The organism is Nocardia sp. CA-136227 (assembly GCF_050955695.1).
In the GTDB taxonomy this organism is placed as follows: domain Bacteria; phylum Actinomycetota; class Actinomycetes; order Mycobacteriales; family Mycobacteriaceae; genus Nocardia.
In genome coordinates, this window is record NZ_CP192081.1 from 4,041,021 (window position 1) to 4,067,405 (window position 26,385).

The 26,385-nt window shown below is 68.2% G+C and carries 22 protein-coding genes; 15 read left to right on the forward strand and 7 right to left on the reverse strand.

Annotated elements, in window-relative coordinates:
- The first annotated feature begins 206 nt into the window (after nt 1-206).
- The 7 genes from ACQP06_RS18650 to ACQP06_RS18680 all read left to right on the forward strand — a co-directional run bounded on the left by ACQP06_RS18650 (nt 207) and on the right by ACQP06_RS18680 (nt 8,978).
- Nucleotides 207-1,157 carry an undecaprenyl-diphosphate phosphatase gene (locus ACQP06_RS18650; RefSeq protein WP_433665815.1) on the forward strand — a complete coding sequence of 317 codons (951 nt, stop codon included), beginning with the start codon at nt 207-209 and terminating at the stop codon, nt 1,155-1,157.
- 16 nt (nt 1,158-1,173) lie between these two features.
- A complete protein-coding gene (locus tag ACQP06_RS18655; RefSeq protein WP_433665816.1) occupies nt 1,174-1,914 on the forward strand; it encodes a histidine phosphatase family protein in 741 nt (246 codons plus the stop codon).
- A 20-nt stretch (nt 1,915-1,934) separates the two neighbouring features.
- On the forward strand, nt 1,935-2,540 hold the full coding sequence (locus ACQP06_RS18660; RefSeq protein ID WP_433665817.1) for a DUF3090 domain-containing protein: 606 nt from the start codon (nt 1,935-1,937) through the stop codon (nt 2,538-2,540).
- A gap of 4 nt (nt 2,541-2,544) precedes the next feature.
- On the forward strand, nt 2,545-3,342 hold the full coding sequence (locus ACQP06_RS18665; protein WP_433665818.1) for an SCO1664 family protein: 798 nt from the start codon (nt 2,545-2,547) through the stop codon (nt 3,340-3,342).
- 167 nt (nt 3,343-3,509) lie between these two features.
- The gene (mshC, locus tag ACQP06_RS18670; protein ID WP_433665819.1) at nt 3,510-4,748 is read left to right on the forward strand and encodes a cysteine--1-D-myo-inosityl 2-amino-2-deoxy-alpha-D-glucopyranoside ligase; all 1,239 of its coding nucleotides are present in this window, start codon (nt 3,510-3,512) and stop codon (nt 4,746-4,748) included.
- Between the two features lie 120 nt (nt 4,749-4,868).
- The gene (locus tag ACQP06_RS18675) at nt 4,869-5,783 is read left to right on the forward strand and encodes a GNAT family N-acetyltransferase (protein WP_433665820.1); all 915 of its coding nucleotides are present in this window, start codon (nt 4,869-4,871) and stop codon (nt 5,781-5,783) included.
- A gap of 120 nt (nt 5,784-5,903) precedes the next feature.
- Nucleotides 5,904-8,978 carry a type II toxin-antitoxin system Rv0910 family toxin gene (locus ACQP06_RS18680; RefSeq protein ID WP_433665821.1) on the forward strand — a complete coding sequence of 1,025 codons (3,075 nt, stop codon included), beginning with the start codon at nt 5,904-5,906 and terminating at the stop codon, nt 8,976-8,978.
- Between the two features lie 37 nt (nt 8,979-9,015).
- On the opposite strand, the gene ACQP06_RS18685 is transcribed toward ACQP06_RS18680, so the two are convergent.
- Nucleotides 9,016-10,551: a multicopper oxidase family protein gene (locus tag ACQP06_RS18685; protein WP_433665822.1), complete on the reverse strand. Its 1,536-nt coding sequence runs from the start codon at nt 10,549-10,551 to the stop codon at nt 9,016-9,018.
- 233 nt (nt 10,552-10,784) lie between these two features.
- On the opposite strand from ACQP06_RS18685, the gene ACQP06_RS18690 reads away from it, so the two are divergent.
- The gene (locus ACQP06_RS18690; RefSeq protein WP_433665823.1) at nt 10,785-11,891 is read left to right on the forward strand and encodes a sensor histidine kinase; all 1,107 of its coding nucleotides are present in this window, start codon (nt 10,785-10,787) and stop codon (nt 11,889-11,891) included.
- Nucleotides 11,888-12,520: a response regulator gene (locus tag ACQP06_RS18695; protein ID WP_433665824.1), complete on the forward strand. Its 633-nt coding sequence runs from the start codon at nt 11,888-11,890 to the stop codon at nt 12,518-12,520. Before ACQP06_RS18690 ends, ACQP06_RS18695 begins: the two co-directional genes overlap by 4 nt.
- 7 nt (nt 12,521-12,527) lie before the next feature.
- Here the strand turns inward: ACQP06_RS18695 and ACQP06_RS18700 are convergent, their stop codons facing one another.
- The 5 genes from ACQP06_RS18700 to ACQP06_RS18720 form a co-directional block, all read right to left on the reverse strand.
- Nucleotides 12,528-13,181 carry an enoyl-CoA hydratase-related protein gene (locus tag ACQP06_RS18700; RefSeq protein ID WP_433665825.1) on the reverse strand — a complete coding sequence of 218 codons (654 nt, stop codon included), beginning with the start codon at nt 13,179-13,181 and terminating at the stop codon, nt 12,528-12,530.
- A 23-nt stretch (nt 13,182-13,204) separates the two neighbouring features.
- Nucleotides 13,205-13,801, reverse strand: a complete 597-nt coding sequence (locus ACQP06_RS18705; protein WP_433665826.1) for a TetR family transcriptional regulator — start codon at nt 13,799-13,801, stop codon at nt 13,205-13,207.
- 91 nt (nt 13,802-13,892) lie between these two features.
- The gene (gene fadD11 / locus ACQP06_RS18710; protein WP_433665827.1) at nt 13,893-15,695 is read right to left on the reverse strand and encodes a fatty acid--CoA ligase FadD11; all 1,803 of its coding nucleotides are present in this window, start codon (nt 15,693-15,695) and stop codon (nt 13,893-13,895) included.
- Between the two features lie 86 nt (nt 15,696-15,781).
- On the reverse strand, nt 15,782-17,158 hold the full coding sequence (locus ACQP06_RS18715; RefSeq protein ID WP_433665828.1) for an SPFH domain-containing protein: 1,377 nt from the start codon (nt 17,156-17,158) through the stop codon (nt 15,782-15,784).
- 158 nt (nt 17,159-17,316) lie between these two features.
- Nucleotides 17,317-17,895, reverse strand: coding sequence for a TetR/AcrR family transcriptional regulator (locus ACQP06_RS18720; RefSeq protein ID WP_433590278.1), 579 nt, complete (start codon nt 17,893-17,895; stop codon nt 17,317-17,319).
- Nucleotides 17,896-17,989: 94 nt separating this feature from the next.
- Between ACQP06_RS18720 and ACQP06_RS18725 the strand changes: the two genes are divergently transcribed.
- From ACQP06_RS18725 to ACQP06_RS18735, 3 genes are all read left to right on the forward strand, one after another.
- Nucleotides 17,990-18,808, forward strand: a complete 819-nt coding sequence (locus ACQP06_RS18725) for an SDR family oxidoreductase (RefSeq protein WP_433665829.1) — start codon at nt 17,990-17,992, stop codon at nt 18,806-18,808.
- A 14-nt stretch (nt 18,809-18,822) separates the two neighbouring features.
- Complete coding sequence (locus ACQP06_RS18730) at nt 18,823-19,896, forward strand: NAD(P)H-dependent amine dehydrogenase family protein (RefSeq protein ID WP_433665830.1); 1,074 nt, start codon at nt 18,823-18,825, stop codon at nt 19,894-19,896.
- 129 nt (nt 19,897-20,025) lie between these two features.
- On the forward strand, nt 20,026-21,033 hold the full coding sequence (locus tag ACQP06_RS18735; protein ID WP_433665831.1) for a pentapeptide repeat-containing protein: 1,008 nt from the start codon (nt 20,026-20,028) through the stop codon (nt 21,031-21,033).
- A gap of 1,246 nt (nt 21,034-22,279) precedes the next feature.
- Here ACQP06_RS18735 and ACQP06_RS18740 read toward each other — a convergent pair.
- Entirely contained in the window at nt 22,280-22,690 is a 411-nt protein-coding gene (locus ACQP06_RS18740) for a hypothetical protein (protein WP_433665832.1), read from the reverse strand.
- A gap of 910 nt (nt 22,691-23,600) precedes the next feature.
- On the opposite strand from ACQP06_RS18740, the gene ACQP06_RS18745 reads away from it, so the two are divergent.
- From ACQP06_RS18745 to ACQP06_RS18755, 3 genes are all read left to right on the forward strand, one after another.
- Nucleotides 23,601-24,386 (forward strand): FkbM family methyltransferase, encoded by a 786-nt coding sequence (locus ACQP06_RS18745; protein ID WP_433665833.1) that lies wholly within the window; start codon nt 23,601-23,603, stop codon nt 24,384-24,386.
- A gap of 168 nt (nt 24,387-24,554) precedes the next feature.
- The gene (locus ACQP06_RS18750; RefSeq protein ID WP_433665834.1) at nt 24,555-25,037 is read left to right on the forward strand and encodes a cation:proton antiporter regulatory subunit; all 483 of its coding nucleotides are present in this window, start codon (nt 24,555-24,557) and stop codon (nt 25,035-25,037) included.
- 6 nt (nt 25,038-25,043) lie between these two features.
- Nucleotides 25,044-26,222, forward strand: coding sequence for a cation:proton antiporter (locus tag ACQP06_RS18755; protein ID WP_433665835.1), 1,179 nt, complete (start codon nt 25,044-25,046; stop codon nt 26,220-26,222).
- The last annotated feature ends 163 nt before the right edge of the window (nt 26,223-26,385 follow it).

Consider the following 26,385-nt stretch of genomic DNA (forward strand, 5'->3'; position numbering starts at 1 on the left):
CGGCTACGGCCCGCGCCGAGCGCGGCGAATTCCGGCGCGCGCGAGCCGGAACCCGATTTCACCCGGGGGTATCGGGCGCGCCATCACGGCCCGGTAGGGTCGCAGCGTTGCGGCGGGGCGCGAACGCCGCGCCGGTGGCGGCCCGGGGCATCGAAATGCTCACCGGGAGCTGATGATTCGGGACTGGAGGCTGCGTGGGCGAGTCGATGACGTGGGTGCAGGCATTGGTACTGGGCCTGGTACAGGGTCTGACGGAATTTCTGCCGATCTCTTCCTCGGCGCATCTGCGGATCGTCTCGGCGGTGTTCTTCGGCGATGACGCGGGCGCGTCGTTCACCGCGGTCACCCAGCTGGGCACCGAGGCGGCGGTGCTGGTGTATTTCGCCAAGGACATCTGGCGGATCCTGGTGGCCTGGTGCACCACGGTGTGGATGAAGGTCGCTGGGCGTCAACGCGATTCGGTGCCGCTGCACGAGCGCGCCACCACGCAGCTGCCGGTACTGACCGAGGACGGCTCCTTCGCCTACGGCCCCGATCCCGACACCCAGCGCGAATTGGACTACCGGGTCGGCTGGTATGTGATCATCGCCACCATCCCGATCGGGGTGCTGGGTCTGCTGTTCAAGGACCAGATCCGTACCGGCGCACGGAATCTGTGGCTGATCTCGATCATGCTGATCGTGTTCGCGCTGGTGATCGCGGCGGCGGAGTACTACTCGGGCAAGACCTACGGGCGCGCGCGCCGCCCGATCGAACTGCTCACCACCCGCGACGGCCTGATCATGGGCCTGGCCCAGTGCCTGGCCCTCATCCCGGGCGTGTCGCGTTCGGGCGCGACGAGCTCGGCGGGCCTGTTCTGCGGTCTGACTCGTGAGGCGGCGGTGCGGTTCTCGTTCCTGCTGGCCATTCCCGCGGTGCTGGCCTCGGGCCTGTTCAGCCTCCCCGATGCCTTCGAACCCGCTGGTGAGGGCCTCAATGCGTCGGGACCGCAGCTGCTGGTGGCCACGGTGCTGTCGTTCGCGGTCGGCTACGCGTCGGTGGCGTGGCTGTTGAAGTTCGTGGCGCGCCATTCGCTGGACTGGTTCGTGGGCTACCGCATCGTGCTGGGGTTGACGGTGATCGCGCTGCTGGCGACCGGCGTCGTGTCGGCGACCTAGTCGGTAGGCTGTCCCGGTGACGGTGATCCTGTTGCGGCACGGCGTGTCCACGTCGAACATTGCCCGCACCCTGGCCGGGCGCAGCGCCGGCGTCGATCTGACCGACCGTGGCCGTGAGCAGGCCGCGAGCCTGGTTCAGCGGCTGGGATCGCTGCCGATCGAGCACATCGTGTGCTCGCCGCTGCTGCGCTGCCAGCGCACCGTCGCCCCCCTCGCGGACAAGCTGGGCATCGAGGCCGACCCGGACGAGCGGCTGCTCGAGGTCGACTACGGCGACTGGACGGGCAAGGCGCTCGCCGACCTGGTTACCGAGCCGTTGTGGAAGGTGGTGCAGCGGCAGGCGTCGGCGGCACGGTTCCCCTCGGGTGAGTCGCTGGCGGAGGTGCAGTTCCGTGCCGTGTCCGCTGTGCGCGAACGGGATCGGCAGTTCGCCGAGCGGCATGGTAGCGATGTGTTGTGGATTGCGTGCACGCACGGCGATGTCATCAAGTCGGTGCTGGCCGACGCGTTCGGCCTTCACCTCGACGGCTTCCAGCGGATCGTGGTGGAACCGGCGTCGATCAGCGTCGTCCGCTACACCCCGAACGCCCCTTATGTGTGGCGGCTCAATGACACGGGTACCGATCTGTCCGGGTTGGCGGCGATTTCACCGCGAACTGGCGGCGAATCGCGCTCGGGGCCGGTTCCCGGCGGAGAAACGGGTACCACCGACAGTACGGATAATGGGGCTGGCGAACGCCCCGATTCATCAGTGTGAGTGAACCGAATGGAGGTGCAATGGGCCGGGCAATCCATATCTTCCGCACCCCCGATCGTTTCGTCGCCGGCACCGTCGGCGAGCCGGGCGACCGCGCGTTCTACCTGCAGGCGGTGCAGGAGCCGCGGGTGATCAGCGTGCTGCTCGAGAAGCAGCAGGTGAAGGTGCTGGCCGATCGGATGGGTCTGCTGCTCGACGAGGTGCAACGGCGCTTCGGGACCTCGGTGCCCCCACAGGCCGCCGACGTGGCCGACACCGCGCCGCTGGTGACGCCGATCGACGCCGAATTCCGGGTCGGCACCATGGGTTTGGGCTGGGACGCCGACGCGGGCGCGGTGGTGGTGGAGCTGTTGGCGATTACCGAGACCGAGGTCGACGAATCGGTGGTTCTCGACGACACCGAGGAGGGTCCCGACGCGGTGCGGGTGTTCCTGACCCCGGTGCAGGCGCGGGAGTTCGCGTTGCGGTCGGCGCGGGTGATCGCGGCGGGCCGCCCGCCGTGTCCGCTGTGCGGGGAGCCGCTGTCCACGGCCGGGCACATGTGTGTGCGGACCAACGGCTACAAGCGCGGCGACATCTTCGGGGCCACCGAAGCCGACGACTCCGACGACGATTCCGAGGACTGATCCGGTGTCGGCCTCCAGCAGCCCCACGGCAGACCGGTCGTGGCAGACCGCCGAGTTGACGGTGATCGGTCAGGTCACCACCGCCAGCAACGTCACCCTGGTGTGCGAGGCGGGCGCGGGCGGGCAGCGGGTGGTGTACAAACCCGAGCGCGGGGAGCGGCCGTTGTGGGACTTCCCCGACGGCACCCTGGCCGGGCGGGAGGTGGCCTCGTATCTGGTGTCGCAGGCGCTGGGGTGGGGCGTGATCCCGGAAACGGTGTTGCGGGAGGGACCTTTCGGGCCCGGCATGGTGCAGCGCTGGATCGACACCGCCGAGGACGAGCCGAGCCCGGGTCTGGTGGATCTGTGCCCGGTGAGCGCGATCCCCGACGGGTATCGGGAGGTGCTGCGGGCGCTGGATCCGGGCGGGCATCCGGTGTCGCTGGTGCACGCCGACGACGAGCGGCTGCAGCGGATGGCGGTGCTCGATGTGCTGATCAACAATGCCGACCGCAAGGGCGGGCACGCCCTGCTGGGTCTGGACGGGCGCGTGTACGGGGTGGATCACGGGATCTGCCTGCACACCGAGCCGAAGTTGCGCACGGTGTTGTGGGGGTGGGCCGGCGAGCCGGTCGCCGACGAATTGCTCACCGACATCACGGTTTTGGTGAAGGCGCTGCCCGGGGAGCTGGGTGAGCGGCTGGCGGGGTTGATCACCGACGCCGAGATCGACGCGCTCGAGGCGCGGGGGCGGGCGTTGCTGGACGAGCCGGTGATGCCGTTGCCCGCCAGTCAGCGGCCGATTCCGTGGCCCGCGTTCTGACCCCCGGCGTTCGGGTCGCCGCGGCGTTCTCGTCGCGCTGATTGCAAGCATTGACACCGCCGGGTCGGCGACTAGGGTGCAGGTCGGCCCGGTCGGGCGCGTGTCGTGGGGCACACCGGTGCGGGGGCGGCGACGTCGCGGCCCGATCCCAGGGATAACCTCGGATCATGCAGTCCTGGTCCGATACCGCTGTCCCGACCGTCCCCGGATCCGGACCAGCGTTGCGTTTGTTCGACACCGCCGACAAGCAGGTGCGCCCGGTGACCCCCGGCGCGACCGCGACGATGTACGTCTGCGGCATCACCCCCTATGACGCCACCCACCTCGGCCACGCCGCCACCTACCTGACCTTCGACCTGGTCAACCGGTTGTGGCGCGACGCCGGCCACGAGGTGCACTACGTGCAGAACACCACCGACGTGGACGATCCGCTGTTCGAGCGGGCCGAACGCGACGGCATCGACTGGCGTGAGCTGGGCACCCGCGAGATCAACCTGTTCCGCGAGGACATGGCGGCGCTGCGGGTGATCCCGCCGCGCGACTACATCGGCGCGATCGAGTCGGTGCAGGAGGTCGTGGAACTGGTCGACAAGCTGCTGGCCTCGGGCGCGGCGTACGTGGTCGACGACCCGCAGTATCCCGACATCTACTTCCGTCACGACGCGACCGAGCAGTTCGGCTACGAGTCCGGCTATGACCGCGAGACGATGGACCGGTTGTTCGCCGAGCGCGGCGGGGATCCGCAGCGGCCGGGCAAGCGTGATCCGATCGACGCGCTGTTGTGGCGGGCCGAGCGGCCGGGTGAGCCGTCGTGGCCGGCGCCGTTCGGGGCGGGCCGTCCGGGCTGGCACATCGAGTGTGCGGCGATCGCGGTCAACCGGATCGGCACCGAGTTCGATATCCAGGGCGGCGGCAGCGACCTGATCTACCCGCACCACGAGTACTCCGCCGCGCACGCCGAGGCGCTGGTGAAGGGCCGTCGCTTCGCCCGGCATTACGTGCACGCGGGCCTGATCGGGCTCGATGGCGAGAAGATGTCGAAGTCGCGCGGCAATCTGGTGTTCGTGTCCAAGCTGCGCGCGGCGGGCACCGATCCGGGCGCGATCCGGTTGGGCGTGTTCTCCGGGCACTACCGCAGCGACCGGGAGTGGTCGGATGCGGTACTGGCCGAAGCGGTTTCGCGGCTGGCGCTGTGGCGTTCGGCGGTGGCGCTGGACTCGGCCCCTGATGCGACCGACACGGTGGCGCGGGTGCGTCGGCACCTGGCCGATGACCTCGACACCCCCAAGGCGCTGGCGGCGCTGGACGCGTGGGCGCAGCAGGCGCTGGCTTACGGCGGCCCCGACGCGACGGCTCCGGCGTTGATCACCGACACCGTCGACGCGCTGCTGGGTATCGCTCTGTAGCGCCGCTGCCGCGACCTGTCGACGCGCGAGCCCGGATGTCCGGGCTCGCGTGTTCTTGTGTGCGGCGCGGGCGTTAATGAGTCGACCCGGCGGTGGTGGACGGCGCATCCTGGGAGCGGTGTGTCGTCGATCGAGGAGGGCTGTTCGGTGGGTGCGGCGGAGTCCGGTGTGGACGGGTTGGCGGTGGGTGCGGCGCGGTTCGCGCGCGCGACGGCCCGGCTCGACGAGTGCGCGGCGTTCTATCGGGAGATCGTCGGTCTGACACAGCTTTTCGCGTTCTCCGATCACGCGGGTTACAGCGGGTTCGTGTTCGGGTTGCCGGGGCCGCGCGCCCAGCTCGAGCTGGTGCGCCGCGACGACGCGCCCGCCCCGCCGCCGGTGGACCCCGAGGACGCGGTGGTGCTGTATCTGCGCGGCGGGTTCGAGGCGTTGCGCGAACGGCTGGCCGATCATGGTGTGGCCGAGGTGATTCCGGACAATCCGTATTGGGTGGCGGCGGGCGCGTTCGCGGTGCTGGATCCCGAGGGATGGATGCTGATCGTGGTGCCACCGGACTCCGATGCCGACGCGGTGCGGATCGAGAAGTTCACCGGTGATCGCGAGGAGATCGCGTGGTCGTTCCGGATGGCCGAGGATTCCGAGCCGCTGCTGGCCGGGTACATCGGGCGCGGGCGGGTGTGGGTGGCGCGCAACGCGTCCGGGGATGTGGTCGGCCATATCCAGGCGGCCCCGGAGACGGACGAGTCGACGTGGGAGATCGTCAATACCGCGGTGGTGCGCCCGTTGCGCGGGTCCGGGGTGGGACGGCGGATGATCGACACGGTGGTGGCGGCCGCGACGGCGGCGGGGGTGCGGCGGCTGGAGGTGGCCACCGCGACCGCGGATGCCGGGAATCTGCGCTTCTACCAGCGGTGCGGCTTCCGGATGACGCGGATCGTGCCGGATGTGTTCACCGCGGCGGCCGGGTATGAGGACGTGGTGATGGTCGACGGGATCCGGATGCTGGATCAGGTCTGGTTCGCCCGCGAGTTGTGAACGGCGATTCGCGCCCGAATATTGCTGGGGGTGCGAAGTTGCGTTGACTCTTCCCGTGGTGGGTGAACGGCCGATACCGTGAGGGCCGGATGGTGTGGACCCTCAGCGAGGAGGTGGGCCGTGAGTGCGGTGCCAGGTTTCGATCGTGTGCGTGCGGTGGTGGAGCAGGGACTGGGCAAGGGCGCGTCGCTGCGCAAACAGGTCCGCGCCGGGGGCCGGTTACTGGACACCGTGCGCCGCGATCCGCGGATCGTGCGGGAGTTGATCGCGGGTGTGACCGGCCAGGGGGCGCCGGTGGAGGCCGCGCCGGTCGAGCACACCCTGCCCGAGGGCCTGTCGGACTATCTGCGCACCGCGCACGCGCATCGCGATCTCGAGACCGGTGCGGCGGCGACGCTGGCGTATCTGGCGCAGTTGCAGCGGCTTCCGGAGTGGGTGAGTTTCCATGCGGGCTGGCGTGGGGAGGCGCCGGGGTCGGCGGCGGTCGGCGTGGAGTACACGCAGGTCGCCAAGTTCATGGGTATTCCGGCCGATGTGGAGTGGCTGGTGACCGAGGTCAGCGACTCGCGGCTGGGGTTGCGCGGGCGCGGCCCGCAGGGTTTGGGCCTGGGGTTGTGGATCACGGTGGCGCCCAACGGTTCCGGGTCGAGCGTGTACATCGACGCGGGGTTGTCGGGGCAGCCGATCGAGGGCCCGCTCGGTGGCACGGTGGCCCGCGCGCTCGGTGACGCGTTGACCGAGTCCCTCGACAGGTTGCCGGCGGTGCTGGCGGGGACCGCGCCGCGAGCGGGGCGCGCGGAGCGGAAGGCGGTGCGGCACCGGGCTTCCGGGGTGGTGTTGGCGCCGACGACGCCGGTGCTGGTGGGTGTCGGGCAGATCGTGCAGCGAACCCCCGACGCGTCGTATGCCGATCCGTCGCAGTTGGCGGTGCGGGCGTTGCGGGCCGCGGCCGCCGACGCCGGGGTCGGGGACGGGTTGCTGGGGCGGGCGGACGCGGTGTTCGCGGTGTCGCCGACGTCGTGGCAGTACCGGGATCTGGGTGCGCTGGTGGCGGCCGCGGTCGGCGCGGACGGGGTGGACACGGTGCAGTCGAGTCCGTTCGGTGGTGACGGCGGCCAGTTGGTGATCAACGAGGCGGCCGCGGCGATCGCGGCGGGCGACTACGACCTGGTGTTGGTGACCGGCGCGGAGGCCGGGGCGACACAGGCGGCGGCGCAGCGGGCCGGGGTCGAGGTGGCGTGGCCGGTGCAGGACGGCTCGGTGTCGCCGACACGGACGGTCGGGATCGACAAGGCGGCCAACAATGCCGCGGAGTCCGCGGCCGGGTTGCAGGCCCCGATCAATATGTACGCGCTGCTCGAGTCGGCGAACCGGCACCGGATGGGTCGCACGCCGGCCGAGCACGCGACCGCGGTGGCGGAATTGTGGTCGCGGTTCTCGGCGGTGGCGGCGGCCAATCCGCAGGCGTGGCAGCCGCAGGAGTTCACCGCCACCGACATCGCGGCGGTCACCGAGGCCAATCGGATGATCTCGGCGCCGTACACGAAGCTCGAGTGCGCGAATCTGACGGTGGATATGGCCTCGGGCATCATCGTGGCCTCGGCCGCGGCGGCGGAGGCGGCGGGGATCCCGCAGGACAAGTGGGTGTTCCTGCATGCGGGCGCGTCGGGCACCGATGAGTGGTTCGTCAGTGAGCGTGCCGAGTTGGCGGCGTCGCCGGCGATCGGGGCATTGGGGGCCGCGGTGTTCGAGCATGCCGGGATCACGGCCGAGGATCTGGGTCCGGTGGACCTGTACGCGTGTTTCCCGGTGGCGGTTCAGATCGCGGCGCGTGAGCTGGGTTTGCCGGTCGACGACCCGAAGCGGCCGCTGTCGGTGACCGGTGGGCTGACCTTCGGCGGCGGTCCGGGCAACAATTACGGCGGGCACGCGGTGGCGTCGCTGGTGGGCCGGTTGCGCGCCGAACCCGAATCCTTCGGTCTGGCCACGTCTCTGGGCTGGTATCTGACCAAGCACGCGATGGGCGTGTATTCGGCGACCCCGCCCGCACAGCCCTATCGGCACCTGACTCCGGTGATCGAGCATCCCCCGGCCCGCCCGGCGCGCACCGGCTACGACGGCGAGGCCGTGGTGGAGGCCTACACGCTGCCCTACGGTCGTGACGGTCATCCGGAGGCCGCGATCGTGAGCCTGCTGACCCCGGCCGGTGATCGAGTGCTGTTGCGGTCCACCAATTCCGCGCTGCTGGCCGCGTTGACCGAGGACGACTGGCTGGGGCTGCCGGTGACCGTGGTCGGTGACGCGATCACCCCGGCCGGGGCGCAGCGTCCCGAGTCGGGTTCGGACGCCGAGGAATCGGCAGCGGGAGAATCGGCAGCGGAGCCGGTGTTGAGTACGGCGGGTGTGGCGCGGGTGCCGTTGCCGCCTCCGCCGCCCGCGCCGGTGCTGATCGAGCGCCGCGGCCACATCATGATCATCACGATCAATCGCCCCCACGCCCGCAACGCGATCAATCTGGCGGCGGCGCTGGGTTTGGAGCGCGCGATCGACGCCTACGAGGCCGACCCGAACGCCCGGATCGCGATCCTGACCGGCGCGGGCGGCTATTTCAGTGCCGGAATGGATCTCAAGGCGGCCGCGCGCGGTGAGGTGCCGGTGACCGAGAAGCGCGGCATCCTGGGCATCGTGTCCCAGCCGCCCCGCAAACCGCTCATCGCCGCGGTGGAGGGCCCGGCGCTGGCCGGCGGCTGCGAACTGGCGCTGGTCGCGGATCTGATTGTCGCCGCGAGCGATTCGACCTTCGGTATCCCCGAGGTCAAACGTGGCCTGGTCGCGGTCGGTGGTGGCGTGCTGCGCCTGTCGCAGCGCCTACCGCGCGCGATCGCCATGGAGTTGTCGTTGACCGGCGACCCGATCAGCGCGGCGCGGGCCGCGCAGATCGGGTTGATCAATCAGGTCGCCGAACCGGGCAAGGCACTCGATGCCGCGCTGGAGTTGGCGGCGCGGGTGGCGGTGAACGCGCCGTTGAGTATCGACGCGAGCAAGCAGATCATCGAGCAGGCCCCGGATTGGTCGGTCGCCGAGGCTTTCGGCAAGCAGGGCCAGGTCGCCGCGGCGGCGCTGTCGTCGATGGACGCCGGCGAGGGGATGCGGGCGTTCGTGGAGAAGCGTCCCCCGGTCTGGCAGGGCCGCTGACCCCGAGCCCCGGTACGGGCGGTGCGGCGCGCGGCGGTCAGTGACCGCCATGGGTGCCGGATCCGCCCGCACCCATGGGCATGTCGCCCATCGGAGGCGGGGTGAAGGCGGGGGCCTGGCCGGGGTCGAGGATCAGGAATTGGCCCATCATGCCCTGGTCTTCGTGGTGGAGCAGGTGGCAGTGGTACATGAACGGGTGGGCGGGGTCGGCGGGGCCGAGGAAACGCATCGCCAGTTCGTAGGTGCGGGCGGGTTCGGTGTAGACGGTGTCCTTCCAGCCGGCCAGGTGTGGGGGCGGGGGTGTGCCGTCGATGGCGCGGATCTGGAATTGGGTGTCGTGGACGTGGAAGTTGTGGGGCCAGTCCTCGCGGTTGGTGACGGCCCAGACTTCGGTGGCGCCGGTGGGGACGGTCAGGTCGATGCGGGTCATGTCCATCTTCGCGCCGTTGATCATGAACCATTTCAGGTCGAAGGTGCGGGTGACCGGGAGGTCGGGGGCCAGTGGGGTGAGGGCGGCGAGGACACCCGGTAGGGCGGGTGCAATTGGCGCGACCGGCGCGATGGTGGTGGCGCGCAGGGTGAGGATGTCGAAGGTGTCGTCGAAGCCGAAGCGTTCGGGGCGGTCGATGCCGGTGCGGGTGGTGACGGGGTAGGCGCGCAGGGTGGCGATGTGGCCGGGGTCGAGGTCGACGAGGATCTCGGCGCGTTCGCCGGGGCTGAGCAGCAGGCGGGTACGGGTGACGGGGGCGGGAAGCAGGCCGCCGTCGGTGGCGATGAGCGTGAATTCGCGGTCCTCGCTCAGGCCGATGTCGAGCAGGCGGCCCGAGGATCCGTTGAGCAGGCGCAGGCGGGCGCGGCGGGCGGGCAGGTCGTGGTGGCCGGGGACGGCGCCGTTGACGATGAGGGTGTCGCCGAGCAATCCGTAACTGCTGGAAGAGGTTTCGTCGAGGCGGCCGTCAGGGGAGAAGCGGCGGTCCTGGATGACGAGGGGGAGGTCGTCGATACCGTAGCGCGAGGGCAGGTTCAGGTGGTCGCCGTTGTCGTCGTCGAGGTAGAACAGTCCGGCCAGTCCGCGGTAGACGTGTTTCTCGGTGGAGCCGTGCGGGTGCGGGTGGTACCAGAGGGTGGCTGCGGGCTGGTCGATGTGCCAGCGCGGGGTCCAGGTGGCGGCGGGGGCGATCATCTGGTGCGGGCCGCCGTCGTCGGCGGCGGGCACGTGCATGCCGTGCCAGTGCACGCTGGTGGCTTCGGGCAGGGTGTTGGTGATGGCGATCTCGACGGTCTCCCCACGCCGAGCCCGCAGGGTGGGGCCGAGGATGGAACCGTTGTATCCCCAGGTGGGTGTGTGGGTGCCGGGCCGGATCTCGTGGCTGCCCGCCTGTGCGGTCAGGGTGAACCGGCGGACTCCGTCGGCGTCGACGCGCGATGGGGCCAGGGGCGGGATGGGCAGGGCCCGGGTCCCGGTTCCTGTGCCGGGTCCATTCGTGCTGGGTCCGGGTTCGCCGCTGGTGCAGGCGGTGAGGCCCAGGGGTATGGCGGCGGCGGTGAGGAGCAGGCGTCGTCGCGAGATCACAGGGTCCCTCCTCGGGTCGATGCGGCGCGGGGTTGATGCGCCGGTCCCAGCCTGCTGATCGCGGTGGTGTCGTTTCCCCCTCCCGTGAGCCGCGTTCACGGCCATGGATGCGGCCTGGCGAGTCTTGCGGGCAAGCTATCTCTGTGCTAACGCGACCCGTGTGTGCCGGGTCGGGGTGCGGTCTCTACGGTGGTTTGGTGCCTGCTCCCCACTCTCATCCGATCCGCTGGAAGATGGCACGTTTTGTGCCGCTGCTGCTGATTCCGTTGTTACTGGCGGCGAGCACGTTCCCCGGTGAGTACCACGTCCCGTTAGTTTACTGGCTGATTGCTGTGTCGGCGGGAGTGTTGTTCGCGGTGGGTGGCCGGTGGCCGGTGGCGATGTCGCTGGTGTTGTCGGGGCTGGCGGTGGCGATGTTCGTGATCCCGGCGTGGGGGCCGTCGGAGTTGGTGCCGTATCTGGCGGCCTTGGCCGTGGTGGAGGCGGTGACGCGGCGCGGGACCCGGGCCGCGGTGCTGGTCGGTTCGGTGTGGGCGGTGGCGTGGCCGGCCGGGCATTGGGGTGGGCATACGCCGTCGTTCTGGCGGGGCGCGACATTCGTGGAAGCCCTCGCCTATGTGGGGTTGCCGGTGCTGCTGGGCTTGTATCTGCGGGGGCAGCGCGAGCTGACGGCCAGTCTGGCCGCGCGGGCCGCGGAAGCGGAGGTACGGGCGCGCGCGGAGGAGCGCACGGCGCTGGCGCGGGAATTGCACGATCTGGTCGCCCATCACATGGCCTCGATCGTGTTGCGGGTCAAGGTCGCCCGCCGGGTGCTCGGCGGCACGGATCCGCGGGTGGCGGAGGTTCTCGATGACGTGGGTGAGACGGCGTCGGGGGCGTTGACCGATATCCGGCGGCTGCTGGCCGCGCTGCGGGATCCGATGGTGGGGGCGGTGCCGTTGCTGGATGCGACGGTGGCTCGGGCCGAGATCGAGGCGGCGGTGGCCCGGGTGCGTCAGGGCGGGTTCACGGTGCATGGCGATATCGACGCGCGTCTGGACGGGGTGGACGCGATCACCCGGCTGACGTTGCTGCGCTTGGTGCAGGAGTCGCTGACCAATGTCATGAAGCACGCCGACCGCGCCCACCCGGTGCGGGTCGCGGTGTCGCGCACCGATTCCGGGGTGACGGTGTCGGTGCGCAGTGGCGGCGGGTCGGTGGCGGCGGTGCCGGGGCACGGGGTGGCCGGAATGCGTGAGCGCACCCAGATGGCCGGAGGCAGCCTCGAGGCGGGTGCGCGCGACGGGATGTGGGTGGTGCACGCGGTGCTGCCGGTGGCGGAGGCGGTGGTGTCGCGGTGATCCGGGTGTTGCTGGTCGATGATCAGCGTCTGGTGCGGGCGGGGTTGCGGATGCTGGTCGAAGAGACCGCAGACCTGGCGGTGGTCGGAGAGGCCGCCGACGGGGTGGCGGCGGTGCGCGCGGTGGCGGAACTGTCACCGGATCTGGTGCTGATGGATCTGCGGATGCCCGGCATGGACGGGGTGGAGGCGACGCGGCAGATCACCGCGGGCACGGATGGGCCGAAGGTGTTGGTGCTGACCACCTTCGACGACGACGAGCACCTGTATCCGGCGTTGGCGGCGGGTGCGAGCGGCTATCTGGTGAAAGACACCGAGCCCGATGCGTTGCTGTCGGCGATCCGGCGGGTGATGGACGGGGAGCTGCTGTTCTCCCCTTCCCTGTTGCATCGCCTGGTCCAGCGCGCCCTCGACACGCCCACCGAAACCACCTCTGCCCCAGTGGATCTGACGCCGCGGGAGCTGGATGTGCTGAGTTTGGTCGGGGAGGGTTTCAGTAATGCCGAGATCGCGCAGCGTCTGAATCTGGGGGTGACGACGGTGAAGAAGCACCTGGTGCAGCTGATGGACAAGACCGGCTGTGACAACCGGGTGCGGCTGGCGGTGTTCGCGGTGCGCCGCACCCGGTGACCCGGGGTCAGGCGTTGTTGAGGGCGGAGACGGCGTCGGCGAACATGGTGGCCTTGATCGCGCCGAGGGTGTCCTGGTCTTTCGCGCCGATCGGGCCGAGCATGCCCAGCGCGGTGTCGGTGAGGGTGTCGAGGTCGCCGATCGCGTCGACGAGGTCGTAGGCCAAGGCGTCGGATCCGCCGAAGCGGCGCCCGGTCGTCATGGACGCGACGGCCGATCGGGGGGTGAGTTTGGCTTGGATGAGCGCGGACATGCCGCGGGTGAACGGGATACGGATGTCGGCTTCAGGGAAGCAGAAGTAGCCGCGGTCTTCGCGCATCACCCGGTAGTCGTGGGCCAGCGCGAGCATCGCGCCGGCGCCGAAGGCGTGGCCGGGCAGGGCGGCGGCGGTGGGCAGCGGGAAGGTAAGCATGCGCGCCAGCAGTGACTGCACTTGCGCGACATACCATTCGGCGCGCTCACCATTGTTGGACAACCAGTCCAGGTCGAGGCCGTTGGAGTAGAACTTGCCCGACGCGGTGGTGACCAGTGCGTGAGCACCGTCGGCGATGACGGTGTCGAGAAGGTCGCCGACGGAGGTCAGGAAGTCGGGTGAGAAGCGGTTCTCGTCGCCGCCGAGGTCGAGGACGGCGATCTTGTCGCGGTAGCTCAGAGTGGGCATGGGGGTTCCTTCGCGAAAGTGGGTCAGGCGGGTGCGGGCCCGATGTCGAGGACCGCGCGGACCGCGGCCCGCAACTGCCGGCGGGCTGTGGGATCGGCGAGCCGGTCGCGGTCGAGCAGGATCGCTGTCGGCAGGTCGACCAGGCAGATGGTGAGGGTGTCCACGGCGTGGGCGTCGCGACGTTGCCACAGCCGGTGGGCGAGGGTCTTCATCAGCTCGACCAGGGTTTTCTGGGTGGCTGCGAGTTCGGTGCGGACGGTGTCGGGCAGGTCGTCGCCGAGCAGGTCGTCGCGGCGGACGGTGAAGAACAGTCGGGTGGAGAGCGGGTGGCGGGCGGCGAATTCGGCGGGGGCTTCGGCGGCGGCGATGACCGCGTCGACGCCGTCGCTGGCGGCGGCGACCATCTCGGCTTGCAGGGCGAGGAAGCGGTGGGCGGCGCGAATCCAGGTGCGGCCCAGCAGTTCCGCGCGGGAACCGAAGGTGTGGTAGAGCGCGCCGTTGGAGACGCCGGTGGCGGTGGCCACGGCGCGGATGGTGACCGCGGCGGGTCCGGAGCGCACGGCGAGCGCTTCGGCGGCGTCGAGCACCCGGTCGGGGTCGTGGGTGCGGGGGCGGGGCATGCACCGACCATAACAGAGCACTTGCTCTGTTATGAAGGGGTGAATCCGGCACCCCAGCGCTACCGCCGGGTGCCGGTGTCACAGCAAGGGGTCAGGCCGGTCCGGGTTGGTGGACGCCTTCGACCAGTTCCGGCTGGTACATGCGGTCGATGTCGGCGAAGTACTTCTCGGCGATCGGTTTGCGCCGCAGCTTCATGGTGAGTGTGATCTCGTCGCCGCCGGGCTCCCAGAAGGTGGGCAGGATCGTGAATCGTTTGATCTGTTCCACGCGTGAGAGTTTCGCGTTCCCGGCGGCGATCCCGCGCGCGATCTCCGCGATCACCGACTTGTCCCCGGCCAGCGTCGCCGCCGAGGCGTCGGGGAGCTCGTGCTGGGCGGCGTAGGGGGGCGCGGATTCGGCGTCGAGGACGATGAGGGCGGTGTTGTAGGCGCGATTGTCGCCGATGGTGGCCAGCGCCCCGATGAGCGGGGCGGCGGCTTTGATGGTGTTCTCGATATTGGCCGGGGACATGTTCTTGCCCGCGGAGTTGATGATGAGTTCCTTCTTGCGGTCCACCACCCGCAGATACCCGTCGGCGTCGCAGGTGATGATGTCACCGGTCGCCAGCCACCCGTCCGCGTCGAGGGTGTCGGCGGTCTTCTGCGGTTCCTTGCGGTACTCGCGCATGACCAGCGGCCCGCGCACCAGGAACTCACCGTCCTCGGCGATCTTGGATTCCAGTCCCGGCAGCAGCCGCCCCACGGTGCCCAGCCGCGCCTGCCCGGGCGGGGCGACGCTGACGATGCAGGTCAATTCCGACATGCCCCACACTTCCGAGATCGGGATGCCGAGGCCGAAGAAGAACCCGAGGGTTTCCGCCGGGATCGGCGCGGCCCCCGACAGCGCCCATTTGAGTTGATCCAGGCCCAGTTTCGCGCGCAACGCCCCCAGCACGGCGGCGTCGGCGCGCGCCCATTCCTCGGCCAGCCCGTCGAGCGGCTGCCCGGCCAGTTGCGCCGCGGCCTTGCGGGCGGCCACGTCCAGCGCCCACACCAGTGCCGCCTTGCGGGTGGGGTCGGATTCGGCGGCGACCGAATACTCCACGGCCGCTTTGAGTTTCTCCCACACCCGCGGCACCGCACCCCAGATGGTGGGGTGCACGTCGGCGAGGGCGGCGCCGAGCTGGGTGCGATCGGGGACGACGGTGATCTGGGTGCCGAAGTACTCGTGCAGGTACAGGCCGGTGACACGGTCGGCCATGTGCGCGGTCGGCAGGAACGAGGTGATGCGGTCCCCGAACTCGACCGGCATGACCGAGGCATAGGCGCGGCATTCGAACGCGAGACCCGCGTGGGAGATCTCCACGCCTTTCGGATTGCCGGTGGTGCCGGAGGTGTAGCAAAGGGTGACGATGTCCTCGCCGGTGATCGCCTGCCAGGTGGCGTCGAAATCGAAGTCGCTGCGCCCGAGCTGTTTCAACTGCGCGACGCTCAGCGTGCCCGGCGTGGGGGTGTCCACGCACACGATGGTCTGCATGGGCACCCCGCACGCGCGGATGCGGTCCACGTATTGCGCCTCGCACACCACGACCCGGTTGCCGGCGTTGCTGAACACGTAATGCAGTTGTTCGGCGGACAGCGTGTTGTACACCGAGAACGAGGTGGCGCCGGTGTGCTGGGCGCCGACCTCGAGGGGGTAGAACTCGACGCGGTTGGCCATCATGAACGCCACCGTGTCCCCGCGGCCCACGCCCAGCGCGGCCAGGCCCGCGGCGATCTCGCGGACCTGGGCGGCGTAGTCGCGCCAGGTGAGGGTCAGCGTGCCGCCGATCGAGCGGACCGCGATCGCGGCGGGGTCGATCGCGGCGGTCGCCTGGAACACCGCGGGTGTCGTATTCGGTTCGCTCATCACCATTCTCGATCCACTCCCACCGTCGAGGCCTTCTCAGACGGTATGACGGCGCGTGGGCGTGGCGGGGCCGAATGACGACACCCGACGCGTCAGGATTGTCCGGTTTTGCGGATGGCGGTGATGATGTCGGACAACTGCGCCACCACACTCGCCAATCCCGTGGTGTCCCCGCCGATCTGCACGGTCCGCAACTCCGTCGGGGTGGGCAGGTTGTCCACGATCTCGGGCAGCGCCTCGATCAGCTGGGCCTGCATGGTGGCGGCATTGCGGTTGTTGGCGTTGTCGATGCCGACCCGTTCCCGATCCAGTTCCAGCAACGCGGCCTCGTGCGCGACTCGGGTTTTGGCCTGCGCCAACGCCAGATCGGCTTCCTGACGCTGCGCGGCCCGCTCGGCTTCGCGGCGGGCGTTGTCGAGCTTCTCGGCGTGCTGTTCGTGTTCCAGGCGCAGCGTGTGCAACGCCGACTGCTGGGCCAGGTCGGCTACCTCCCGGTTCACCTCGTGCTCGCGTTCGGTGCGGCGCAAACGTTCGGCGGATTCGCGGTCGAAGGACGCGGCGTCGTTGCGGGCCCGCAATTCGGCCAGCTCCCGCTCGTTCTCGATGCGCCGCTGCTCGGCGGCCCGCCCGGCGGCGGCCTCACGCACCGACACCGCTTCCTGGGCGTCGAGTTCGGCCAGGCGCGCGACCCGGTTCTGTTCGCTGCGGTAGGGCTTCTGCAGGTTCTCCCACAACGTGTTCGAGGAGACGACGGCCTCCTTGATCTGCACGGTCACGATCGACAACCCCAGCCCCCGCGCACCGTCGCCGGCGCCCTCGGCGACGGTGCGCAGCCGCGCGGTGAGCTCCTCGATGATGGGCTGCTTGTCCGACAGCACGTCGCGCACCGCCATCGTGGACACCTTGTCCTTGATCGCGGCCTCGGCCTGTTCACGCAGCTGCACATTGACCAGCCGCATCGGATCCTCCGGGTCGGAGAAGTCGAGTTTGCGGTAGGCGGTGGCGAAATCGTCGATGATCCACTGCACGTACCCCTGCACCAGCACGCCCTGCAGTTCACTGCAGATGCAGTAGGCGTTGATCAGGATGGTCTGGATCGCGCCGGGCACCACCAGGTAAGAGTCCTTGGTGGGGTCGAACCGGAACGACACACCGAGTCCGATGTGCAGGGGTTCGGCCGCGCCGCGGCGGGTGTGCACGACGAACGCGTTGGGCGGCACCAGCACCGTGCGCCACCGCCACCAGCCGCTGACCCGCACCTCCACCGGACCCTGCGGGGTGTTCTCCCGCACCGACCCCACGCGCCCGGCCCGTTTGGCCAGTGCGCCCCGCGGTCCCGGGGCGCCCGGCGGGATCGGCATCGCCGCGGGTGCGGGTGCGGACCGCGCGAACGCGGGCCGCAGGTCCTCCTCCAGTTCGGCCTGTTGTGCCACGACCTGATCGAGATAGCTGTTGTTCTTCGCCGCCATGGCGGGCAGGCTACCGGCGAAAGACCGTTCGGCCCATCGATATTCGCGCAGCGACTCGTCCGCGAACGTCGCCCGGGCATCGGGGAGTGACGGGGTGCGCGAGTCGCGGCGGGTCCGGTGATGAGGAGTCTGCGGAACAGACCCTCCCGGTGTCTGGGTTAGTCGGCGGCGGGGCGGCCGAGAATGCCGTAGAGGAGCAGGTCCTCGAGGGAGGCGGCGAAGCCGTCGAGATCGTCGATATCGCGGATGCACATGGCGAACAAGGCCGCCCCGGCGATGGTGTCGAGCACCGTGTTCGGGTCCAGGCCCGGGCGGGTGTCCTGGCCGGGCAGGTAGTCGCCGAGTTCGTCGCGGGTGGGGGAGTCCAGGCGGGCGGACAGCTTCTCGTAGAGCCCGGAATCCTCCCGCATCTCGGCCATGAGACCGGGCATGGCGGCGCGGGTTTCCGCGGACCCGAACAATTGGATGGTGCCGCGGATGACCTTGCGGATCTCCCCGAGCAGATCCGGCGCCACCACCGCCGAGCCGACATCGGGGAACACCGCCTGCGCGATCAGGTGCGCTTTGGACGGCCAGCGCCGGTAGATGGCCGGGCGCGACACTCCGGCGCGCGCGGCGATGGCGTCGATCGAGGTTGCGGCATAACCCTGTTCGACCACCAGGGCGCGGGCGGCGTCGAGGACCGCGGTGTCCACCGCCGGATCGCGGTGCGGGCCGAGCCGGTGGCGTGTGGTCACGGATTTCGTCCTTGTCGCTGCGGGCACGAGTCGTTACAGTCTGTCACAACTAAGTCGTTACGCTCTGTAACGGCAGAGGACTCGAGGAGGAGTCGTGTCAGCCGCCCCGCACATCCCCGACACCTATCGCCCGGTACCGCTGCTGGCCGGAAAAGTCATCGTCATCTCCGGCGTCGGCCCCGGACTGGGCCACTCCCTGGCCATCGAAGCCGCCCACATGGGCGCCACCCTCGTGCTGGCCGGACGCACCGAGAAACGCCTGCACGAATACGCCGACGAAGCCCGCGCCCTCGGCGCCACCGCCCACGTCGTCCGCGCCGACATCACCGAGGAAGACCAGCGCCGCGCACTCGCCGAACGCGCGGTCGCCGCAGCCGGCCGCGTCGACTGCCTGATCAACAACGCCTTCGCCATCCCGCCCATGTACCCGATCACCCAGATCGACGTCGAAGCGCTGCGCGACGCCAACGAAACCAATGTGTTCGCGCCGCTGCGGCTCTCGGCCCTGTTCGCCGACGCGCTCGCCGCGTCCCGCGGGTCGATCATCATGCTCAACTCGTGCGTGTCCTACAGCTCGCAGCCCGAATACTCCGGTTACAAGCTGTCCAAGGGCGCCCTCGCCCATCTGGCCTCATCGCTGGCCACCGAACTGGGCCCGCGCGGCATCCGCGTCAACTCCGTCGCCCCGTCGTATGTGTACGAGGACATCAACAAGGCCTACTTCGACTGGCTGGCAAGCCAATCCGGGGTCACCCACGACGACATCTACCGGCAGAAGGCCGCGCCCACCGACCTGGGCCGCCTCGCCGGACCCGAAGAGGTCGCCCGCGCGGCCCTGTTCCTGGCCAGCGACCTCGCCACCGCGGTCACCGGCCAGATGCTCACCGTCGACTGCGGCGAATTCCACCGATGAATCCAGGAGTCACCATGACCACCAAACGCATCGTGCTGTGGGGGACCGGCGTCGTCGGCTCCATGGTGCTGGCCGAGATCCTGCGCCACCCCGCCTTCGAGCTCGTCGGCGTCGGCGTCAGCAACCCCGACAAGGTCGGCAAGGACGCCGGAGACCTGTGCGGGGCCGCGAAAACCGGTGTCCTGGCCACCGATTCGGTCGACGAGCTCATCGCGCTGCGCCCCGACGCCGTCGTCCACTACGGGCCCACCGCCGCCTTCGCCGAGGAGAACATGCGCGTCATCGGCGCGTTCCTGCGCGCCGGCATCGACGTGTGTTCGACCGCCATGACCCCGTGGGTGTGGCCGCAGATGAAGCAGCTGCCCGCGGTGTGGCGCGACCCGATCACCGAAGCCTGTCAGGCCGGGGGAGCGTCGTGCTTCACCACCGGCATCGACCCCGGCTTCGCCAACGACCTGTTCCCGCTGACCCTCATGGGCCTGTGCGGTGAGGTGCAGTCCGTGCGCGCCTCCGAACTGCTCGATTACACCGACTACGAGGGCGACTACGAATTCGAGATGGGCATCGGCCACCCGCCCGAGTTCAAAGCCCTGCTCGAACACCCCGACATGCTCATCATGGCGTGGGGCGCAACCGTTCCCATGATCGCGGCGGCCGCGGGCATCGAACTCGACGCCATCACCACCACCTGGGACAAATGGGTCACCCCGACCGACCGTCCCTCCGCCAAGGGCGGCGTCAAAGCCGGCACCGTCGCCGCCATCCGCTTCACCATCAACGGCGTCTACAACGGCCGCGAGGTCATCACCCTCGAACACGTCAACCGCATCGGCCTCGACGCCGCCCCTGACTGGCCCGCCGGCACCAAGGACGACGTCTACCGCGTCGACATCCTCGGCAGCCCCTCGATCGCCCAGGAAACCTCGTTCCGCTTCACCGACGGCTCCGGCCGCACCCCCGCGGTAGCGGGCTGCCTCTCCACGGGCATGCGAGCCCTCAACGCCGTCGCGGCCGTCAACGCCCTCCCGCCGGGCTGGGTCACCCCCCTGGACCTCCCACTGATCCCCGGCTTCGGCACCATCCGCTGAACCTGACGAAAACCGCTGCTTCCGGGGCGAAATCTCTCACTTCGCCCCGGCAGCAGCACATTGCGTCGATGCCGGTCATCTACGGCGTGGTGTCCTTCGCTGTCTCAGGTCCAGCGTCATGATGCCGGGGTGACCTCGAGTGAGCCGACGTCGTCGGAAGCGCCGAAAGCACCGGGAGCACAGCGGCCGCCACGGACCGTGGCGGGTGCTGTGCGCGGCTGGGCCAACAAGGACTTGTGGACCGCATTGGCGGCCATCACCACCGCGACGGCGGCGGTCGGGGCGCTGGTCTTCACGGGTCTGAATCTGCGCGAGACACGGCACCAGTACGGTCTGTCTCAGCAAGTGGAAGTCACCGATCGTTTCGGTAAGTCCGTCGAGCATCTGGGTTCCGACCAGCAGACTGTGCGAGTAGGCGGGGTCTACGCGCTGGAGCGCATCGCGAGAGATTCCGCGGCCGACTCGCAAACGGTGGTCGAGGTACTCAGCGCGTTTCTGCGGTCGCGTGAATTGACCAATTGCCCGGATGTCGAGCTGCCGGTAGACACCTTGCCGGTTGCGGAACCGGCACCGGCCGACCTGTGGGCCGCCGCGGCGGCCATCAGTCACACGTACACGCCGTTCCCGGACCACCAGCTCGATCTCCGGAAGACCTGCCTGGTCATGATCGATCTGTCCGGCAAGCGTTTCAGCCATACGGTCTTCATGCATGCGTGGTTGACATGGTCCAAACTCTGCGCGACCACACTGGATGGCACCAACTTCCAGGGCGCGCGAATGGACTTCGCAAACCTGGAGGGTGCAGATCTTTCCGGCGCCAACCTCGAGTTTGCGAATCTGTCCTACTCGAGGTTGGACCGTGTGAACTTATCGGCGCCGGACGGCAGAGGTGCTGACTTGGCGCACGCGGATCTGCACGCGACGTCGTTGCGGGGCGCGAATCTCTCGCGCGCCAATTTCTTCATGGCGGATCTCAGTGACGCCCATCTGGAAGGAGCGAACCTCGCGGATGCCGATCTCCACCACCTCATGAGCACCGACCATCTGACCTACGACGACAAGACGGTGTGGCCCGAGGGGTACAAACCCCCGCCCAGTGCCTCCGCGCCCGATTTCCAGTCCAGTCAACAGTGCTGATTCCGTCGAAGTCAGCGCCGTCGCCCCATCAAGGCCCACCCGATAATGAATGACAGGATCGTCCAAATGACAATAAAAAGGACGATAAGTTCTGCAGTTGCCAACCACTGACCTCCGTCAAGGGGACAATTACTTTGCGTGCCGCCATTCGAACCTCACAGGTCGTTGGCGATCAAAAGACTTCGTACGCGCTCTTCCATGAGCCGGCGAGCACGCACGGCGGACCATCGGTCTTTGGCATACAGCCCCGGGAAATCCGCACTGAAGGCTATGAAGAGAGACCTCTCGCTGCTCCATACGACCTGAACGTTGCCGAACGTTACGCTCCCCGACGTCATCGTGTTGTCTTCCTCGACTCGCGATTCGATGCTTCGGAAGAGTGGCGGAAGGGGACATGCCGAAATAAAACTCTCAGATGGCGACGCAGGGCTTGTCGGGCGGTGCCCGCGTAGGACGGCGCCGTCGATGGCGTAACGACCATTTCCTCTTCCTGTTCGCTTCGTATCGTACGGTTCGGAAGCCCGGACGGTGGTGCCGCTGGACTCGGCGGCACCACCGCACAACATTGGGGGCGTGGGTGGGCACGTTCCCCAATCGGGGATCCGCATTGAGGGATTGCGGATCATTCGCCAGATTACCGCTAGAGAGCTCATTTTTAAACATTAACCGCAAGAAATTCCGATTTGTCCATTTAATGACCGGCCCATAACGGGCAAAATGGATGCCATGGGGCTATATTTCCGCAGTTGAACGCGAGGGCCGGCGTCGCATACGACACAGGGTCAACGCTCCAGTATCGTTGCCATGAAATAGCCAAATTCGTGGTAGCGGTGCCCAGCGAGTGAGACCGATCGGCCCGGGCAGTGATATCGACAATTCTGAGAATGACGCACTGCGTGAGATCACCAAAGGAAGCTCTGAGCAAGAGGCGACCGGCCCTTCGCCGAACTCGAGAAGGTCTTCATTTCCCGCAGTAGGCCGCCGAAAGCACTCCGCATGGACAAGGTCCGGAGAATGCCTGCCTGCAACAGTCCTCGATCAAGCCGAGCTGGAGGGCGGCGGACCTGGCCGGCTTCGGCAGGGAACCCTGACAGCCCTCAGCGATCACTCATGAACAAACGGTAACGACGAAGCCGCCCGCCGTCTCGGTGCAGTTCGTGCCCGAGGCGACGGGTTGAGATCGCTTGCGCGGCGATGGAATTGGTCCTGCGCCCGAGGCGCAGGCAGGCGCTGACCGAGTGCTACGTCAGTGCCACGAGTGTCGGCCTGTTCGGCTTGTGCGGGCGACCAGGCGGGCGGTGACCTCGCCCAGCCCGCCGACTTTGACCTTGACCAACTGGCGGGCGTGCGTGGCGAACACCGGCAAGGCCCCGCCGACGTCGTTCGTCGCCCGACGGGCGATCAGGCGGAACGGTCGCTTCGATGGAATCGCGACGAACGCTGTTGTGGTGCCGCGCAACACGACAGCGGCGGGAGTGCTCCGAGTCAGACTCTCGAGGCACTCCATCAGAAGCTGTTCGCGCTCGTCGCCGGACAGCGTCGTCGTCCGACCGGCAGGGGCCGACGAGAGAACGCGGACAACTCCGCTCAACTCCACGTCCATCCCCTTGGGGGATACCAGGGTTGCGAGGTGCTCGGCTACTTCCGGTGAAGTCATCAATCCGTCCCAAATCTGCTCACATGTTTCTTGGAATTCTCATGAGGCTCCTCGCGCGACTGCCGCCGGCTTCACCGGCGCCCGCAGAGTCTCGAGACACTCGATCGGCACAGCGGCACAACGCGGCGGGCCAACAGCCGCCGCTAGATGATAGGCACAGCATGTGGCAACTGTCTCGCAATTTGACATGATCTGGATCCTCTAAATCTCGCGGGACACACACACGCTGCTTGCAGCACATCAGATGCGAATCCGCGGAGCGTCAGCGCGACATCCTCTCGACAGTGAAGCAAGGTTGATTCGGTGGCAAAGCGTTCGCTAACAAGGACGTTGCGGCGGCGCAGGCCGCCTGGCGGTGCCGTTCAGAGCGACTGAAGACCAGACCAAACGGACATACTTGATCAGATTTAATGCGACCCTTTCCGGTAAATACAGGACGCGAGTCGTCGCGAGGGCTACAGTGACCCGCTAGGTGTACGACGACCGTCGACGCCGGGCTGCGGGGTTCCGGCGATTCGAAATCTGGTCGTGGTTCGGTGTATCGGCGCGGTGGATCCGATACGTGCCATCGCGCACGGGACCGAAAGCGGTCCCGGCGCGGCACCGTTCGAGGGGGCTCATCGAGCTTCGATACGACGAAGGTCCGGGGTCGGGGTGGCGACCGCCGGGTAACTCGCTGCGGTGGGCGGCGACCGACTCTTCCATGGGCTCAATAGTTTTCGCATGGCGGATACAGCCCTGTTGGTCCGGTTCGTCACGTTGAGGGGTTTTCGACGCAGCAGTCGTGAACGCGTGGCGGCGCTTCATCAGCGGCCATATCTGCCACACCGTCGTCGATACGCGTCACCCGAATCGATTCACCCCACAATGCCGGCCGAGATCGGCCCTGTTCCGGAAAGGTGCTTGGCGAATGTTGACTTCTCTCAAACGACTGACCCTCAAGGACGGCAGGTCGGTGACCTGCACGAGCCCCGCCGAGGCCCGGATGCTCTGGGACGAGATGTCGAGCCAGGGGTACTACCGACGGGCGGCCGCTCAACTGCACCCCGACGACATCGTGCTCGATATCGGTGCGAACATCGGTCTCAGCGCAATAGCGTTCGCGGATACCTGTCCCGGGGTGCGCGTCATCGCCGTCGAGCCCGCTCCACTGACATTCGAGTGCTTGCGCCGCAACATGGTTGCGCACGTCCCCGACGGCATCGCGCTCGAAATCGGGGTCGGCGCGGCGAAGGGCACCGCACAGTTCACCTGGTACCCACGGGCGTCAGCGAACTACAGCCTGTACACGGACCGTCAGTGTGACAACCAGTCGACGACGATCTTCCTGCAGAATTGTGGCCTCGATCAGAAGGCGATCGCTCTCGTCACCAACGACCTGCAGGACGGGGAACAGATCGACGTGGAGGTCACCACGGTGTCGGCATTGCTGGCGGACCAGGCACCGGCAGGCGAAATCGGTTTGGTCAAAATCGATGTCGAGCGAGCGGAACTGGATGTCGTCCGCGGCATCGCCGAATCGGACTGGGCTCGGATGCGAACCGTCGTCGCCGAAGTCCACGACTGCGGCGATCGCCTGGCACAGTTCTGCGCGCTGTTGCGCTCCCAGGGTTTGGTTACGGAGGTGCGTCAGGACGCCTTCCTACGCGGAACGGAGCTCTACGAGGTCTTCGCCTTTCGGCCTCCAATCTGGTGACGGAGTGACGAGCTGTCCGGGTCTGCCGTTGGCCGCGCATACTCGGAACCCTTTGCTCTGCAATGGATCTTCCTGAGCATCGACGAGTACTGACCACTGTCGATCGGGACGGCGGAGGGGTGCTGAGGTCCCCGAACCCCGTGAGTGAATGTCCGTTATGTTCGATTTGTGAATATTGATGTGACTCCCTTGCCCGGCATCGGCATACGGAAGGAGTTCGAGCTGTCCGGATCGCGTCGCCGCGTCGGCGTGATCGACCACAAGGATGGATCCATCGATCTGCTCATCGGCCGCGTCGGCAATCCCGATGCCTCGGAACAGATTCCGATGAGCGGTCCCGAGGCCGCGGTGCTCGCCAACCTCCTGGGGGCACCGCAGCTGATGGCCCAGCTCGACGACGAACACCGGGAATTGACAGGTCTGGCGACCCGGCAGCTGCCGTTACGTGCCGGATCCCCGTATGACGGACGTCCACTCGGTGATACCCAGATGCGGACTCGCACGACCACCTCCATCGTCGCTGTCATGCGCGCTGGTCACGTGCTGCCCTCGCCCGGTCCCGATTTCGTGCTGACCGCCGGTGACATGCTCGTCGTGGTCGGCACAGTCGACGGACTCACCGCGGCCGGCCGGATCCTGACGGACGGCTGAGGACTGATGGCACACGAAACAGCCCTGTCCCTGATTCAACTCGGTGCGGTCTTCTTCGGACTCGGCCTGCTGGGCCGCCTGGCCGGCCGGATCGGTATGTCGCCGATCCCGCTCTACCTGGTGGGCGGTCTGGTGTTCGGCACCGGCGGTCTCATCGAACTTCATCATGTCGACGAATTCATCGAACTCGCCAGCGAGATCGGTGTCATCCTGCTGTTGTTGCTGCTCGGTCTCGAGTACACCGCCTCCGAACTGGTGACCGGACTGCGCAATTCGTGGGCGGCGGGACTGGTCGACGTCGTGCTCAACGTCACCCCCGGCGTCGCGGTGGCGTTGCTGCTGGGCTGGGGCGTCACCGGTGCCATCGCCATGGCCGGTGTCACCTACATTTCCTCCTCGGGCATCGTGGCGAAGGTGCTCAACGACCTGGGTCGAGTCGGGAACCGCGAAACCCCCACCATCCTTTCGATTCTCGTGTTCGAGGACCTCGTCATGGCCGGCTACCTACCGGTGCTGACCGCGGTGCTGGCGGGGGTGGGTTTCGTAGCCGGATTGCAGACGGTCGGCATCGCGCTGGCCGCGGTCACCCTGGTGCTCGTAGTGGCCTTGCGCTTCGGCCGCTACGTGTCGTTGATCGTCGACAGCAGTGATCGCGAGATCTTCCTGCTCAAGTTGCTGGGCTCGGCGCTGCTGGTCGCGGGATTCGCCTCCGCGTTGCAGGTTTCGGCGGCGGTCGGCGCGTTCCTGCTCGGCATCGCCATCTCCGATTCCACCGCCCACAACGCCACCAAGCTCCTGGAACCGATCCGGGACCTGTTCGCGGCGTTGTTCTTCGTGCTGTTCGGGCTGAGGACCGATCCGGCGAGCATTCCGCCGGTGCTGGGCTGGGCAGTGCTGCTGGCGGTGGTCACGGCGGCCACCAAGATCGCCACCGGCTGGTGGGCCGCCGGGCGGGCCGGGGCTTCCCGCTACGGACGTGCTCGCGCTGGATCCGCGCTCGTGGCCCACGGTGAATTCTCCATCGTCATCGCCGGTCTCGCCGTGGCCGCGGGCGCCGCACCACCCGAGTTCGCGGCACTGGCGACGACCTATGTGCTGTTGATGGCCATTCTCGGTCCGGTCGCCGCCCGCGGGCTCGAACCGATTCTGCGTAGCGTCGATCGGCTACGGGTACCCACGGCCTGACAACGGGCTCGCACCGGCGATCACCGCTGGCGTGTTTCCGTGCCGGTGGGTCGAGCTCGGCCCGCGGGGGAGGAGCGAGCTCGACCCACCCCTCGCCGCGACGGGGCGACACGGACCACCCGTTCGCTGGAATACGCCCGGGGCGGGAGCTGTGAGTGTGGTG